We start from the raw sequence: 13,801 nt of genomic DNA on the forward strand, positions 1-13,801 counted from the left end.
GGGAGGCGCGGAATGATCCGTATTCTCGTATTGAATGGTCCGAACCTCAATATGCTTGGCGTTCGGGAGCCGGGCATCTATGGCTCGGCAACCCTCCAGGACATCGAAGCGATGCTTCGCGGCATCGCCGAGACCGCAGGCGCGGAGCTGGAGTTCCGCCAGTCCAACCATGAGGGCGAGCTGATCGACCTGATCCATGCCGCCCATGGATCGGCCGACGGCATCCTCCTCAATCCCGGAGCGCTCACGCATTACAGCTACGCGCTGCGGGACGCGCTGGGCTCGGTGTCGGTGCCGGCGGTGGAGGTCCATCTGTCGAACATCCACAAGCGGGAAGCGTTCCGGCATGTCTCGGTGACGGCCGCGGCCGCGATCGGACAGATCGCCGGCTTTGGACCGGCGAGCTACTCGCTCGGTCTGACGGCGCTGCTCGACCATCTGAAGGCCGGAGGACAGTAGGCGAGAAGAGCGATCAATAGCTTGAAGGAGGTGGCCGGCACATGGCGCAACGGCTGGACAAGCTTCGCGAGAAGCTGGCAAGTCAAGGGTTGGAGGCGCTTCTCATCGGCAGCGCATACAATCGGCAATACATAAGCGGATTCACGGGATCGGCCGGCTGGGTGCTCGTCGCCGCGGACCGGGCCTGGTTCCTGACCGATTTCCGTTACACGGAGCAGGCGGCGGAGCAGGTCCACGGCTTCGACATCGTCGAGCACGGTCCGGATCCGATCGCTTCGATCGGCGACCTGCTGCGCGGGGCCGGCTTGTCGAAGCTCGGCTTCGAGGAGAACCATACGACGTACGCCCAGTTCGCCAAATGGAGCAAGACGCTGCAGGGCGTCGAGCTCGTACCCGTTCCCGGCCTCGTCGAGGAGCTGCGGATGATTAAGGACGAGGCGGAGCTGGCGGTCATGCAGGAAGCCGCCGACCTCGCCGATCGCGCCTTTTCCTACATCCAAGGTCTGATCAAGCCCGGCATGAAGGAGTCCGACATCGCGCTCGAGCTTGAGGTGTTCCTGCGCTCCGGCGGCGCGGCCTCGTCCTGCTTCGATACGATCGTCGCCTCCGGCGAGCGTTCGGCGCTGCCTCATGGCGTGGCGAGCGACCGCGTCATCGGCAGCAACGAGTTTGTCAAGCTGGACTTCGGCGCGCTCTACCGCGGCTATTGCTCCGACATCACCCGTACGGTCGCCGTCGGCCAGGTGTCGGACAAGCACCGCGAGATCTACGACATCGTGCTCGAGGCGCAGCTGCATGCGCTGGAGCATATCCGTCCCGGCATGACCGGCAAGCAGGCGGACGCGCTGGCGCGCGACGTCATCGCCAAGCACGGTTACGGAGACCGGTTCGGGCACAGCCTTGGCCACGGCCTCGGCATGGAAGTGCATGAGCAGCCGTCCTTGTCCGTCCGCAGCGACATCGTGCTCGTGCCGGGCATGGTCGTCACCGTCGAGCCGGGCATCTACATTCCGGGCTTCGGGGGCGTGCGGATCGAGGACGACATCGTCCTGACAGATGACGGCATCCGCATCCTGACCTCGTCGACCAAGCAGCTCATCACGCTTTAAAACCCATCTTAGGAGGAATCACCCGTGATTTCAGTGAATGATTTCAAGACCGGCCTTACGATCGAAGTAGATACCGACATCTTCACCGTCATCGAGTTCCAGCACGTTAAGCCGGGCAAAGGCGCGGCGTTCGTCCGCTCCAAGCTGAAGAACCTGCGCAACGGCAACATCGTGGAGAAGACGTTCCGCGCCGGCGAGACGCTCGGCCGCGCCCATGTCGAGAACCGCGAAGTGCAGTACCTGTACAACAGCGGCTCCGAATATACGTTCATGGACAACGAGTCCTTCGACCAGTTCAACCTCGACAAGAAGCAGCTGGAGTGGGAGATCAACTTCCTCAAAGAAAACATGAACGTCAACATCGCCAGCTACAAGGGCGAGATCATCGGCATCACGATGCCGAACAGCGTCGAGCTCAAGGTCGCCGAGACCGAGCCGGGCGTCAAAGGCAACACGGCTCAAGGCGCGACGAAAAACGCGACGCTCGAGACCGGCTACACCGTCCAGGTGCCGCTGTTCATCAACGAAGGCGACCTGCTGCTGATCGATACGCGCGAAGGCCGCTACATCTCCCGCGCCTAGACGCTTGTCCGACCGTGCCGCTCCGCTTTGGCGGAGATCGGTTGTGGGATTTGCAAGGCCGTCCGGCTTGCCGGACGGCTTTTTTGTTATTTTGGCGGCCTCGAGCGGGAGCCTGTTGCGGCCGGTGCGAATGCCAAGCTCCCATGAATTCTCTAGTAGATTCGCACCTCGAAAATTGTCGAATTCGATCGAAAAATCGCAGTCTTGATTTTTGTCAAGTCTAAACTTATGCTTATTTTATAGTAGCAACAGTTGCCGAAATGACTTTTCAGCGCTGAAAGCGCTGTTATTCGCTGTCGCTCCCCGTGGGGGAGCGTGGATTGAAACAAAAATGCTTCAGGTGTATCTATTTTTGCAACCTCGTCGCTCCCCGTGGGGGAGCGTGGATTGAAACTGGCCGTCCTTCCAGACCTCGTACACGGCGGCCGCGTCGCTCCCCGTGGGGGAGCGTGGATTGAAACTGTTCCTCTTTGTCCTCTACGTCATCCAAAAGAAGTCGCTCCCCGTGGGGGAGCGTGGATTGAAACGATACGATCCAGGCTACCGTACAGGGAGACTTTGGTCGCTCCCCGTGGGGGAGCGTGGATTGAAACCGACGGGAATCCGGCCATGATCTATAACGTCTATGTCGCTCCCCGTGGGGGAGCGTGGATTGAAACGCGCGACCATGCCCCCGCCGAGCCCTTGCAGCACGCGGTCGCTCCCCGTGGGGGAGCGTGGATTGAAACTCCGGCATGAAAAACATCAACGTCAATCAAAAGAGGTCGCTCCCCGTGGGGGAGCGTGGATTGAAACCACCCGGGCACCGGGGCTGGCTTTTGAGCGTCCACGTCGCTCCCCGTGGGGGAGCGTGGATTGAAACAGTGGACTTTGCGTCTTGGGAGAACGGTCACTTACGTCGCTCCCCGTGGGGGAGCGTGGATTGAAACGAACCAGAACATACCGGGGTCCTCCTCCGGCCCGTAGGTCGCTCCCCGTGGGGGAGCGTGGATTGAAACCTTGTTGAAGAAGTCGAGGCCGAGGAAGGCGCCGTCGCTCCCCGTGGGGGAGCGTGGATTGAAACGGTAACGCATCAAAATCCCTTGCATTCCCTCGCGGTCGCTCCCCGTGGGGGAGCGTGGATTGAAACTCGACATAGGGCGTATAGCAGCTGGAGGTGATTAAGTCGCTCCCCGTGGGGGAGCGTGGATTGAAACCAAAGGTCATCAAGCTCGACACCAAGGGCGAGAGGTCGCTCCCCGTGGGGGAGCGTGGATTGAAACGAGCGGCAACGGCGTGACCGACGCTGCGCTGTCGGGTCGCTCCCCGTGGGGGAGCGTGGATTGAAACCTGATCTGGGCGATCAACTGGGTGGTGCGTCGTAGTCGCTCCCCGTGGGGGAGCGTGGATTGAAACGCGTCTGTCGGTACGGCCATCGTCACGAATTTTGTCGCTCCCCGTGGGGGAGCGTGGATTGAAACAAAAGTGAAGAAATCTCCGTACCAGTTAACAAGCGTCGCTCCCCGTGGGGGAGCGTGGATTGAAACCGTCATGGTATCTCCTCCTAGCTCCATCCGGTCCACGTCGCTCCCCGTGGGGGAGCGTGGATTGAAACGACAAGAGGTACGTCACGAAGGCGGTGTGGGCGTCGTCGCTCCCCGTGGGGGAGCGTGGATTGAAACGATATATTTGTTCGCCCGCTCATCAAAATTGTCCGTCGCTCCCCGTGGGGGAGCGTGGATTGAAACCTGATTTAGATTGTGGAGGTGCAGTTTTTATTGGTCGCTCCCCGTGGGGGAGCGTGGATTGAAACGTAGGCGCGTGGCTTAGCGTAAAAAAGTTGCGCTTGTCGCTCCCCGTGGGGGAGCGTGGATTGAAACAAGCCCGCAGCGCCGCCGCCTTTGTCGCGGTTCGGTCGCTCCCCGTGGGGGAGCGTGGATTGAAACCCCGAAGCAGTGTGGAGTCGATACAGGTGTTCGCAGTCGCTCCCCGTGGGGGAGCGTGGATTGAAACATCATGTTTGGCATTTGGTTGGTCAGTCGGTTTAGGTCGCTCCCCGTGGGGGAGCGTGGATTGAAACGAGAACCAAATCGTCGACCTCATCGTCAAACTTTCGTCGCTCCCCGTGGGGGAGCGTGGATTGAAACCGGGAAGATGTCGGCATAGCTGATTTCGTCCGGGTCGCTCCCCGTGGGGGAGCGTGGATTGAAACGGCGACTCCCGCAGGAGTGCCGAGACCTCTTTTACGTCGCTCCCCGCAGGGGAGCGTGGATTGAAACCTTCACCCACTTTCGGAAAGCGTCGTCGTAGCTGTCGCTCCCCGCAGGGGAGCGTGGATTGAAACATCCTTATGCAAGGTCCAGCCATATCCGTGATGCTCGTCGCTCCCCGCAGGGGAGCGTGGATTGAAACTCTCAGTTCCAAAGCCGTCGAAGTCGTACGTCATGTCGCTCCCCGCAGGGGAGCGTGGATTGAAACCTGTTATGTAGCCGTCAGTATCATAAGCAGATCCGCGTCGCTCCCCGCAGGGGAGCGTGGATTGAAACATTTTCGTCTGTCAGGCCGATCGAATGATCGACGTCGCTCCCCGCAGGGGAGCGTGGATTGAAACCACTTTTGCATTGCTGCATAAGTCGGATTGGTAAGTCGCTCCCCGCAGGGGAGCGTGGATTGAAACGTTGAACCCCTCCACCCATGGGAAGTAGACAACCGTCGCTCCCCGCAGGGGAGCGTGGATTGAAACGGTTACACGAGAAGCGCATTCAGCCAGATCGAATCGGTCGCTCCCCGCAGGGGAGCGTGGATTGAAACATTTTACGTTCCTCCATTTAACCAAAAAAAGCATGGTCGCTCCCCGCAGGGGAGCGTGGATTGAAACCTTGGAGACGCCTTTGGGCGTTTCGCAAGCGGCATGTCGCTCCCCGCAGGGGAGCGTGGATTGAAACGCGCTGATCGCGCTATACATCGTCGTGCGGAACGGGTCGCTCCCCGCAGGGGAGCGTGGATTGAAACCTCAATCGACATCTCAACCGCCCGGTCGATCTCGTCGCTCCCCGCAGGGGAGCGTGGATTGAAACAACTACACGCAGATTTTCAAGACACCGTTCGGCGGTCGCTCCCCGCAGGGGAGCGTGGATTGAAACGCCAGTGATCGGATCAATTCGCGCTGCCAATTGCGTCGCTCCCCGCAGGGGAGCGTGGATTGAAACCGGGTCCGCTGCGCCCGAGTCCGTCCAGTAGCCGTCGCTCCTCGCAGGGAAGCGTGGATTGAAACACAAAAAAACCCGACGAAACTTTACAAAAAGCCTGTCGCTCCCCGCAGGGGAGCGTGGATTGAAACGATCCGCGCTAAGCGAGCACAAAGGAAAGCCGATGTCGCTCCCCGCAGGGGAGCGTGGATTGAAACGCTCCCATCGCGGCCGGGAAGGCAATCGTGAATGGTCGCTCCCCGCAGGGGAGCGTGGATTGAAACCACGCCCGCGCCGGAGTAATTGCCGCCGTAGTGCTGTCGCTCCCCGCAGGGGAGCGTGGATTGAAACAGCCTGCCGTCGAGCCAGCTCGGATACTTTCGCAGCGTCGCTCCCCGCAGGGGAGCGTGGATTGAAACTTATCGCAGGCGGGATCTCCCTGATACGTAACAAGTCGCTCCCCGCAGGGGAGCGTGGATTGAAACTTGCCGGCCCGGACGCCGGCATGCTGAGCGACAGTCGCTCCCCGCAGGGGAGCGTGGATTGAAACATGAAGGGCAAGGCGACGCATGAGGCAATTCAGGTCGCTCCCCGCAGGGGAGCGTGGATTGAAACTCCGGCTGCCCCTCTTTCGGAGCGTGGTACTTGAAATGTCGCTCCCCGCAGGGGAGCGTGGATTGAAACTTGTTTGCGGGGTTTTTAAACGTGTTGTAGGCGCTGCTCGCTCCCCGTGGGGGAGCGTGGATTGAAACAGCTGCGCGCCGCTGCCCATCACTACGTTGCGCACGTCGCTCCCCGCAGTGGAGCATGATTTGAAACATCTACTCTGTAATGCGGGAGTGTGCTATAATCGATACTTGATTGCAACAGCTATAGGTGGGGAGTGAGACAGCGGTGTCGTTGATCGTAATGAAGTTCGGCGGCAGTTCGGTCGGCACGACGGAACGCATGCAGCGAGTAGCACAACGGATCGTGGAGAACAGGGATGCGGGCCATAAGGTCGTCGTGGTCGTATCGGCGATGGGAGATACGACGGACGATCTGATCGACCAGTCCAAACGGCTGAATCCGAATCCGCCGGCACGGGAGATGGACATGCTGCTGACGACGGGAGAGCAGATTTCGGTCGCTCTGCTGTCGATGACGATACATGCGATGGGCCGCAAGGCCGTATCGATGACGGGCTGGCAGGCAGGCATCCGCACGGAGCCGCTGCACGGCAAGGCGCGCATCACGGACATCCAGCCCGACCGCATCCACGCGGCGCTGGAGGAAGGCGGTATTGTGATCGTCGCGGGCTTCCAAGGGATGACGGAGCAAGGCGAGATCACGACGCTTGGACGAGGCGGATCCGACACGACGGCGGTCGCGCTCGCGGCGGCGATCGAGGCGGATGTGTGCGAGATCTTCACCGACGTGGACGGCATCTACTCAACCGATCCGCGCGTCGTCAAGAACGCGCGCAAGCTGCCGGAGATCTCGTACGACGAGATGCTGGAGCTGGCGCATCTAGGCGCAGCCGTGCTTCATCCGCGCGCGGTGGAGTACGCCAAGCACAACAACGTCAAGCTGGTCGTTCGCTCCAGCTTCACGCACAACGAAGGAACGACGGTCAAGGAGGAAGCGGTCATGGAACAAGGAATCGTAGTACGCGGAATCGCATTCGACAAGGATGTCGCCCGCATCAGCATTCTGGGCGTCGAGGACGTGCCGGGCGTGCTCGCCGGCGTATTCGGCGCGCTGGCGGACGGCGGCATCGACGTCGACATGATCGTGCAGAGCGGCGTGCAGGACGGCAAGGCCGACTTCAGCTTCACCGTAGCCGGCGGCGACGCCGAGCAGGCGGTGTCGATCATCGCCGGCATCCGCTCGGAAGTTCCTTACCGCGAGACGACCTCCGAGACGGGCCTCGTCAAGGTGTCGATCGTCGGAGCGGGCATGGTCAGCAACCCGGGCGTCGCGGCCCGCATGTTCCGCGCCATCTCGGATCTCGGCGTCAGCATCAAGATGGTCAGCACGTCGGAAATCAAGACCTCCTGCGTCATCGCGGCCGAGCCGCTGCAGGACGTCGTGCGCGCCCTGCACACGACGTATGGCCTCGACACGGCGGAGCAGGTGTTCGTCGGCGGACCTTCGGAACGCCGCTAGAGCGGCGGAGCATCTTGGTAAGCGGGCCGCAGGTCCGCCGCTAGAGCGGCGGAGCGTCTTGGTAAGCGTGCAGTAGGCCCGCCGCTAGAGCGGCGGAGCGTCTTGGTAAGCGGGCAGTAGGCCCGCCGCCAGGGCGGCGGAGCGTCTTGGCCGACATGCTGCTTGATTGCCGCTGCTATTGTTCAAGGATTGATTATTGGAAAAGTCCAGCCTCTCCCCAGAGGCTGGACTTTTTTTGCGAAATAGGGGAAATCGAGCGGCTCGCAACGGACGCATCCGGTCAGGTGAACGTTTCTCTACCTGCATATACCCTCATGTTCAGGAGCGATCGGCGGACGGTAGGGTCTTGGATTGAAACTCGGTTTCCACTGACGCTCGTCGCCTCCTTTGACGTCGCTCCCCGCAGGGGAGCGTGGGTGAACGCTTTTCTCGTATACCTCTTCGACCGTAACGACGTCCCATGCGTTTAGAGGCTTGTTTTCGCCATCCTCCTGATAAGCAATGACGAATCAGCTGCTTAGAAGAGCGAGTTGACCATATATATGGCGTCTGACCGCTGCTGATCTGGATCTAAGCTCCTCACGAATCGCAAGATTTTCCTGGCAGCCGAAATATGCCTTCTAACGAGCTGAATCGTCGTTGCATCGCCGTCCCCCTTGAAAAGGAACACCGTACGCCCGCGGCCTACCAACATGTCAAGCCGCGATGCCATACAGCCCCATCGTTAGAGCCCCGCCATACGTCCGAACTATATCAACGCGCATGCGTCATCCTCAGCCGCCTCGAAACAGCTCTCCTGCCTCAATGCCCCGTCAACCGCGCCTGTCCCGCTTGCCTCGAGTCTGCGCGCTGTCCCGCCTGTCCCGGTTGCCTCGAGTCTGCGCGCTGTCCCGCTTGCCCCGCCTCGGTGCGCTGACCAGCCTTGCACGCTCTTTCAAGCTCGCCCTCGCCGCCATCAAGCTCCTTCGCTTGATGCGGGACGGGCCATAATTCCGCCATCCGGCTCATAGACTGGACCAAGCCGTTACATCAATATAGCGGGTCGAAAGGGGGAACGGACTCATGTTGAACAAAGCTGTCGCCGCGATGGCCTCCTTGCGCCTCGTCTCGGGCTCGATCGAGATCATGGCGGCGCTGCTCATGCTGCGCCTCAACCAGGTGGACAAGGCGCTCGCGGTCAACTCCGCGCTGGCGCTCGTCGGTCCGATCGTGCTGCTGACGACGACGGCAATCGGCCTCATCGGCCTGTCCGACAAGCTGTCGCCGTCGCGGATGCTGTGGATCGGGACAGGCGTCGCCTGCCTACTGATCGGCGTGCTCAAAAAATAGAGCCGCCGCTAGATTCGAAGGCATATTGCGGACAGGCGGGCATACATTTAATCATGCGGAAAGAGCCAAGCCTGGCTTGGACCCGGACGAATCCAGGGGAGGTGAAAGGATATGCTGACAGCCATCGGACATCTGCTGCCGCCGGAGCTGAAGGAGCGCATCGGAACGCTGCCCGAGGCGGTGCTGGACCAGCTGGAAGAAGTGCGGATCCGCGAGGACAGGCCGCTCGAGCTTGTCGCCGGCGGCCGCTCCGGCTTTCTTGGACGCGGCGGCGGCTGGACGGACGTTCCGCTGGAGGCGTTCCGGCCCGACGCGGCCTGCTGCCGCAAGCTGCTCGGCCAGCTGACCAACCACTCTCTCTATGCGATGGAGGAGGAGCTTCGCAAGGGCTACATCACGGTCGCCGGCGGCCATCGGGTCGGGCTGGCCGGCCGGACGGTGCTGGAGGGCGGAGAAGTGAAGGCGATCCGCGACATCGGCGCGTTCAACCTGCGGATCGCCCGCGAGACGGTCGGATCGGCCGAGCCGCTGGCGGAAAGCCTCGTCGACGCCGCGCGCCGCTCGCTGCACTCGACGCTGCTGATCGGGCCGCCGCGCACGGGCAAGACGACGCTGCTGCGCGATCTCGTGCGGATGGCGAGCGCCGGCAGCTGGCCGGGCGCGAGCCTGGCAGGCTGGCCGGGGAGAAGGGTTGCCGTCGTGGACGAGCGCTCCGAGATCGCGGCCTCGGTGCGGGGCATTCCTTCCTTCGACGTCGGTCCGCGCACCGACGTGATGGACGCCTGCCCGAAAGCTCAAGGCATGATGATGATGCTCCGCTCGATGTCGCCGGAGATTATCGCAGCGGACGAGATCGGCCGTCCGGAAGACGCGGCGGCGCTGCGGGAAGCGGCGCATGCCGGCGTAGCGGTGCTCGCCACCGCCCACGCCTCGAGTCTGGAAGAGGCGAGAGGCCGGCCGATCCTGCGCGAGCTGCTGGACGAAGGAGCGTTCGCCCGCGTCGTCGCGCTGAGCCGGGATCGGACCGGGTTCCGCATGCGGACGCATCGCTTGCCGGCAGCGGGAACGGCCTCGGATCCTGGCGCAGCGGCCGTGCTTGCCGGACCGCTGCTGCGGGGAGCGCCGACGGCCCGGGAGCCGACAGCGACGGGCAAAGGAGGGCGGAGCGGTGATTAAGGCGGCGGGCGCGGTGCTGGTGCTGATCGCCGGCACGCTCATCGGGTTTTTGCAGGCGGCGCGCTTCGCCCGCCGTCCGAAGCAGCTGCGCGAGCTGGCGCACGGGCTGCAGCGGCTCGAGACGGAGATCGGCTACGGCTACACGCCGCTGCCCGAGGCGCTGCGCCGAGTCGCGGCGCAGACGAGCGAGCCGCTCGCCTCGATGCTGCTGTCTCCGGCCGACGACATCGAGAGCGGACGCAGCGCCGATTTCCAAGCCGGCTGGGAAGCCTCGATCCAAGCCTACGGGCCGAGAACGGCGCTGAAGGCGCCCGAGCTCGCCTCGCTCCGCCGGCTCGGCTCGATCCTCGGCATGAGCGATCGGGAGGACCAGCTCAAGCATCTGAAGCTGGCGCAGCAGCAGCTGCTCGCCGAGGAAAGCGGCGCCCGGGACGACCAGGCGCGGTACGAGAAGCTGTCCCGCGCGCTCGGCATCCTCCTTGCCGCGCTGGTCGTCATACTGATCGTTTAGGGGTGCCGATGACATGACAATGGATATAAGCGCCATCTTCCAGATCGCCGGCATCGGCATCATCGTAGCCATGATCCACACGGTGCTGAAGCAGATGGGCAAGGAAGACATGGCGCACTGGGTAACGCTGATCGGATTCGTCGTCGTGCTCTTCATGGTCGTGCGCATGCTGAACGACCTGTTCCAGGAGATCAAGACGATCTTCCTGTTCCAGTAGCGGCGGCGGGACGGGAGACGCTTATGGAAATGGTACAGATTGCAGGCATCGGGCTGCTCGCCGCGATCCTGGTGCTCGTCCTCAAGGAGCAGAAGCCGCTCTTCGCGTTCCTGCTCGCGATGTTCGCCGGCATCTTCATCTTCCTGCTCATGATCGGCCGCATCGAGGCGGTCATCGGCACGATGCAGCAGCTGGCGGAGCGCTCGGGCATCCCTTCGGTCTACCTCAAGACGATCCTGAAGATGATCGGCATCGCCTATATCGCGGAGTTCGCCGCCCAGATCATCCGGGATGCCGGAGCGGAAGGCGTGGCGTCCAAGGTCGAGTTCGCCGGCAAGGTGCTGATTCTCGTGCTCGCGGTGCCGATCATCAACGTCATCGTCGAGACGGTCGTCGGCCTGCTGCCGGCCGGGGGGTGAGAAGGATGCGGTTCAAGCTGGCGCTGCTGTGGCTGCTGCTCGCCGCATGGGGGCTCGGCCTCGCGCCCGCCGCTTCGGCGCAGCCGCCGGACGGCGGAGACGGCAGCCGAACGGCGGCCGGAATCACGGAGGAGCTGGCGCGCGAGCAGGCGCAGAGCTACGGCACCGATGCGGTCGAGTCGTACTGGGACGATCTCGTCCGGCAGTACGGAGGCTATTTTCCGGAAGGCACGATGCCGAGCTTCCTCGAGATGGTCGCGCCGGGCGGGCAAGGGCTGAAGGCGTCGGACGTGCTCAAGGGCCTGCTCGCGATGCTGACGCATGAGGTGCTCTACAACGGCAAGCTGCTCGTCTCGATCGTGCTGCTCGCGGTGTTCAGCTCGATCCTGCAGACGCTGCAGTCGGCGTTCGAGCGGCAGACGGTCAGCCAGGTCGCCTACGCGGTCGCCTACATGGTGCTGATCGTGCTGGCGGTGAACAGCTTCCACGTCGCCATCGGCTACGCCAAGGACGCGATCGAGACGATGATCCAGTTCATGATGGCGATGGTGCCGCTGCTCATGACGCTGATCGCCAGCTCCGGAGGCATCGCCACCGTGACGCTGCTGCATCCGGTCATCATCTTCATGGTCCATCTGGTCGGCACGCTCATCTACACGGTCGTCTTTCCGCTCCTGTTCTTCTCGGCCGTCCTCCACATCGCCAGCGCGATGTCGGACCGCTTCAAGGTGACGCAGCTGGCGAACATGCTGCGCACGATCGGAGCGGGGCTGCTTGGGGTCATGCTGACCGTCTTTCTCGGCGTCGTCTCGATCCAGGGGGCGACCGGCTCGATGACCGACGGAGTGACGCTGCGGACGGCGAAGTTCATCAGCGGCAGCTTCGTCCCGGTCGTCGGCAAGACGTTCTCCGACGCGGCCGACACGGTCATCTCGGCGTCGATGCTGGCGAAAAACGCGGTCGGGCTCGCAGGCGTCATCATCCTGCTGTTCATCAGCGCCTTCCCGGCGATCAAGATCCTCGTGCTCGCCGTCATCTACAACGCCTGCGGAGCGGTGCTCCAGCCGCTCGGAGCGAGCCCGATCACGACCTGCCTGAGCACGATCGGCAAGACGATGCTCTATGTGTTCGGCGCGCTGGCGGCGGTGAGCCTGATGTTCTTCCTCGCGGTCACGATCCTGCTCACCGCCGGCAACGCCGCGATCATGATGCGATGAGGCGGAACCGCGGCGAGAGGAGAGGAGGAGGAGCGGCATGCTGGACTGGCTGAGCTCCTGGCTGAAAGACGTCGTCGCAGTCGTCCTGCTGGCTGCCCTCGTCGACCTGCTGCTGCCGAACCAGCGGATGCAGCGCTATGCGCGGCTCGTCACCGGCCTGATTGTGCTGCTCGTCATCCTGACGCCGCTGCTGCGCCTCGTGCAGGGCGATTTCCAGACCCGGCTCGAGACCGGCTACCGCGAATGGAACCGCGAGCTGGAGCGCTCCCAGGTGAAGATGCCTTCGCTGGACGAGATTCTGCGGCAAGCCGAGATCGCAGCCGGCCGCTCCGGCGAGCAGGCGGTCGCTTTGGCCCGGACCCAGCTTGAGATGGGCATTCGGGAAGCGGTCGAGCGGGAGACGGGGGCGGCGGTCAAGGAAGTCGCGGCCGCAGTCTCCTGGGACGGGCAAGGCGGCGGGGAGATCCGCAGCGTGAACGTGCGGCTGGCGGCTGCGCCGAGAGGCGAGGTCCTGCCGGCAGAAGCGGCCGCGGCAGACGATGCCTCCGCCGGAGAAGCTTCGATCGAGCCGGTGAAGCCGGTCGAGCCGGTCGAGGTGCGCTTGTCGGAGCCGGAGGCGCAGGAGGCGATGGCCGGCATGGGGGAGGCCTCGCATAGAAAGGCGGACGCGCGGCTGGAGAGCCGGATCCGCCAGATCGTGAGCGGGTCCTGGCCGATCGGAGCGGCGCAGGTGAGCGTAGAGCTGGAGCCGGCGGACGGCAGCTGAAGGGAGGGGAGGCCTTTTGGCCAATTGGTGGGAAAAGCTGCGGCAGGCGGCTGCCGGAGGAGCCGAAGGGCCGAGCCGCATCAAGTCGCTGCGCTGGCTGCTCGTGCTCGGGGGGATCGGCGTGCTGCTCATTCTGGCCGGCAACGTCCTGAACTTCCGGGATGTCGGCACGCTGCCGAGCGGCGACGCGGCCCCGCCGCCGGCAGCGGAGGATCAGGCGGCGCTCGGCGGCCGCGTGCAGTCGCCGGGCACGGACTTCGGCGGCATCGAGGCGCCGCTGGAAGCGCGGCTCAAGGATATTTTGGAGAAGATCGTCGGCGTCGGCGAGGTCGACGTGCTGGTCACGGTCGACTCCACCGAGGAGAACGTCTGGGGCAAGGACGACAATACGTCGCAGCAGGTGACGGACGAGACCGACAAGTCAGGCGGAAAGCGTCATGTGACGCAGATGACGAGCAGCGGCAAGATCGTCATGTACGAGGTGTCCGGCGAGCAGAAGCCGGTCGTTACCAAGATCGTCAAGCCGAAGGTCCGGGGGGTGCTGGTCGTCGCGAACGGGGCGGAGAACGCCACCGTCAGGAGGATCATCGCTGAGGCGGTCGAGCGCGGCATGGACGTGCCGCTCTCGGCGATCTCGATCGTGCCTCGCAAGACGGGCTGAAGCGGGGCGGCGGCAAGCGCAAGCGAGCGGGAAAAGCGGT

12 protein-coding genes and 1 CRISPR repeat array are annotated in these 13,801 nt (G+C 63.2%); all 12 genes read left to right on the forward strand.

All coding sequences use genetic code 11. The features are described 5' to 3' along the window. Window positions 1–12 precede the first annotated feature (12 nt). The 12 genes from aroQ (at window position 13) to spoIIIAG (ending at window position 13,761) form a co-directional block, all read left to right on the forward strand. Complete coding sequence (gene aroQ / locus B8V81_RS19415) at window positions 13–459, forward strand: type II 3-dehydroquinate dehydratase (protein ID WP_028599871.1); 447 nt, start codon at window positions 13–15, stop codon at window positions 457–459. Window positions 460–500: 41 nt separating this feature from the next. Next, window positions 501–1,568, forward strand: a complete 1,068-nt coding sequence (locus B8V81_RS19420) for a M24 family metallopeptidase (RefSeq protein WP_028599870.1) — start codon at window positions 501–503, stop codon at window positions 1,566–1,568. Window positions 1,569–1,592: 24 nt separating this feature from the next. Further along, window positions 1,593–2,150, forward strand: a complete 558-nt coding sequence (gene efp / locus B8V81_RS19425; RefSeq protein WP_028599869.1) for an elongation factor P — start codon at window positions 1,593–1,595, stop codon at window positions 2,148–2,150. 295 nt (window positions 2,151–2,445) lie between these two features. Continuing rightward, a CRISPR array of direct repeats spans window positions 2,446–6,136; the repeat unit is 32 nt; unit sequence GTCGCTCCCCGTGGGGGAGCGTGGATTGAAAC. A gap of 75 nt (window positions 6,137–6,211) precedes the next feature. After that, window positions 6,212–7,465, forward strand: a complete 1,254-nt coding sequence (locus tag B8V81_RS19430; protein WP_028599868.1) for an aspartate kinase — start codon at window positions 6,212–6,214, stop codon at window positions 7,463–7,465. Between the two features lie 1,062 nt (window positions 7,466–8,527). Then, the gene (locus B8V81_RS19440) at window positions 8,528–8,794 is read left to right on the forward strand and encodes a YqhV family protein (protein ID WP_028599866.1); all 267 of its coding nucleotides are present in this window, start codon (window positions 8,528–8,530) and stop codon (window positions 8,792–8,794) included. A 111-nt stretch (window positions 8,795–8,905) separates the two neighbouring features. Then, complete coding sequence (spoIIIAA, locus tag B8V81_RS19445) at window positions 8,906–9,970, forward strand: stage III sporulation protein AA (RefSeq protein ID WP_219623329.1); 1,065 nt, start codon at window positions 8,906–8,908, stop codon at window positions 9,968–9,970. Beyond that, window positions 9,963–10,481, forward strand: a complete 519-nt coding sequence (spoIIIAB, locus tag B8V81_RS19450) for a stage III sporulation protein SpoIIIAB (protein ID WP_101809008.1) — start codon at window positions 9,963–9,965, stop codon at window positions 10,479–10,481. Before spoIIIAA ends, spoIIIAB begins: the two co-directional genes overlap by 8 nt. 13 nt (window positions 10,482–10,494) lie before the next feature. After that, window positions 10,495–10,698 (forward strand): stage III sporulation protein AC, encoded by a 204-nt coding sequence (spoIIIAC, locus tag B8V81_RS19455; protein WP_028599864.1) that lies wholly within the window; start codon window positions 10,495–10,497, stop codon window positions 10,696–10,698. A 23-nt stretch (window positions 10,699–10,721) separates the two neighbouring features. Further along, on the forward strand, window positions 10,722–11,117 hold the full coding sequence (gene spoIIIAD / locus B8V81_RS19460; RefSeq protein ID WP_028599863.1) for a stage III sporulation protein AD: 396 nt from the start codon (window positions 10,722–10,724) through the stop codon (window positions 11,115–11,117). Between the two features lie 5 nt (window positions 11,118–11,122). Further along, the gene (gene spoIIIAE / locus B8V81_RS19465) at window positions 11,123–12,334 is read left to right on the forward strand and encodes a stage III sporulation protein AE (RefSeq protein ID WP_052333436.1); all 1,212 of its coding nucleotides are present in this window, start codon (window positions 11,123–11,125) and stop codon (window positions 12,332–12,334) included. Window positions 12,335–12,371: 37 nt separating this feature from the next. After that, on the forward strand, window positions 12,372–13,100 hold the full coding sequence (gene spoIIIAF / locus B8V81_RS19470; protein ID WP_101809009.1) for a stage III sporulation protein AF: 729 nt from the start codon (window positions 12,372–12,374) through the stop codon (window positions 13,098–13,100). Between the two features lie 16 nt (window positions 13,101–13,116). Continuing rightward, the gene (gene spoIIIAG, locus B8V81_RS19475) at window positions 13,117–13,761 is read left to right on the forward strand and encodes a stage III sporulation protein AG (protein ID WP_028599861.1); all 645 of its coding nucleotides are present in this window, start codon (window positions 13,117–13,119) and stop codon (window positions 13,759–13,761) included. Window positions 13,762–13,801 lie beyond the last annotated feature (40 nt).

The organism is Paenibacillus pasadenensis, assembly GCF_002864175.1.
In the GTDB taxonomy this organism is placed as follows: Bacteria; Bacillota; Bacilli; order Paenibacillales; family Paenibacillaceae; genus Paenibacillus_O; species Paenibacillus_O pasadenensis.

Coding starts and splice junctions, on each gene's coding strand:
- spoIIIAD (WP_028599863.1), top strand. CDS start 10,722: ATGGAAATGGTACAGATTGCAGGCATCGGGCTGCTCGCCGCGATCCTG.
- spoIIIAF (WP_101809009.1), top strand. CDS start 12,372: ATGCTGGACTGGCTGAGCTCCTGGCTGAAAGACGTCGTCGCAGTCGTC.
- spoIIIAA (WP_219623329.1), top strand. CDS start 8,906: ATGCTGACAGCCATCGGACATCTGCTGCCGCCGGAGCTGAAGGAGCGC.
- spoIIIAC (WP_028599864.1), top strand. CDS start 10,495: ATGACAATGGATATAAGCGCCATCTTCCAGATCGCCGGCATCGGCATC.
- spoIIIAE (WP_052333436.1), top strand. CDS start 11,123: ATGCGGTTCAAGCTGGCGCTGCTGTGGCTGCTGCTCGCCGCATGGGGG.
- B8V81_RS19440 (WP_028599866.1), top strand. CDS start 8,528: ATGTTGAACAAAGCTGTCGCCGCGATGGCCTCCTTGCGCCTCGTCTCG.
- aroQ (WP_028599871.1), top strand. CDS start 13: ATGATCCGTATTCTCGTATTGAATGGTCCGAACCTCAATATGCTTGGC.
- B8V81_RS19420 (WP_028599870.1), top strand. CDS start 501: ATGGCGCAACGGCTGGACAAGCTTCGCGAGAAGCTGGCAAGTCAAGGG.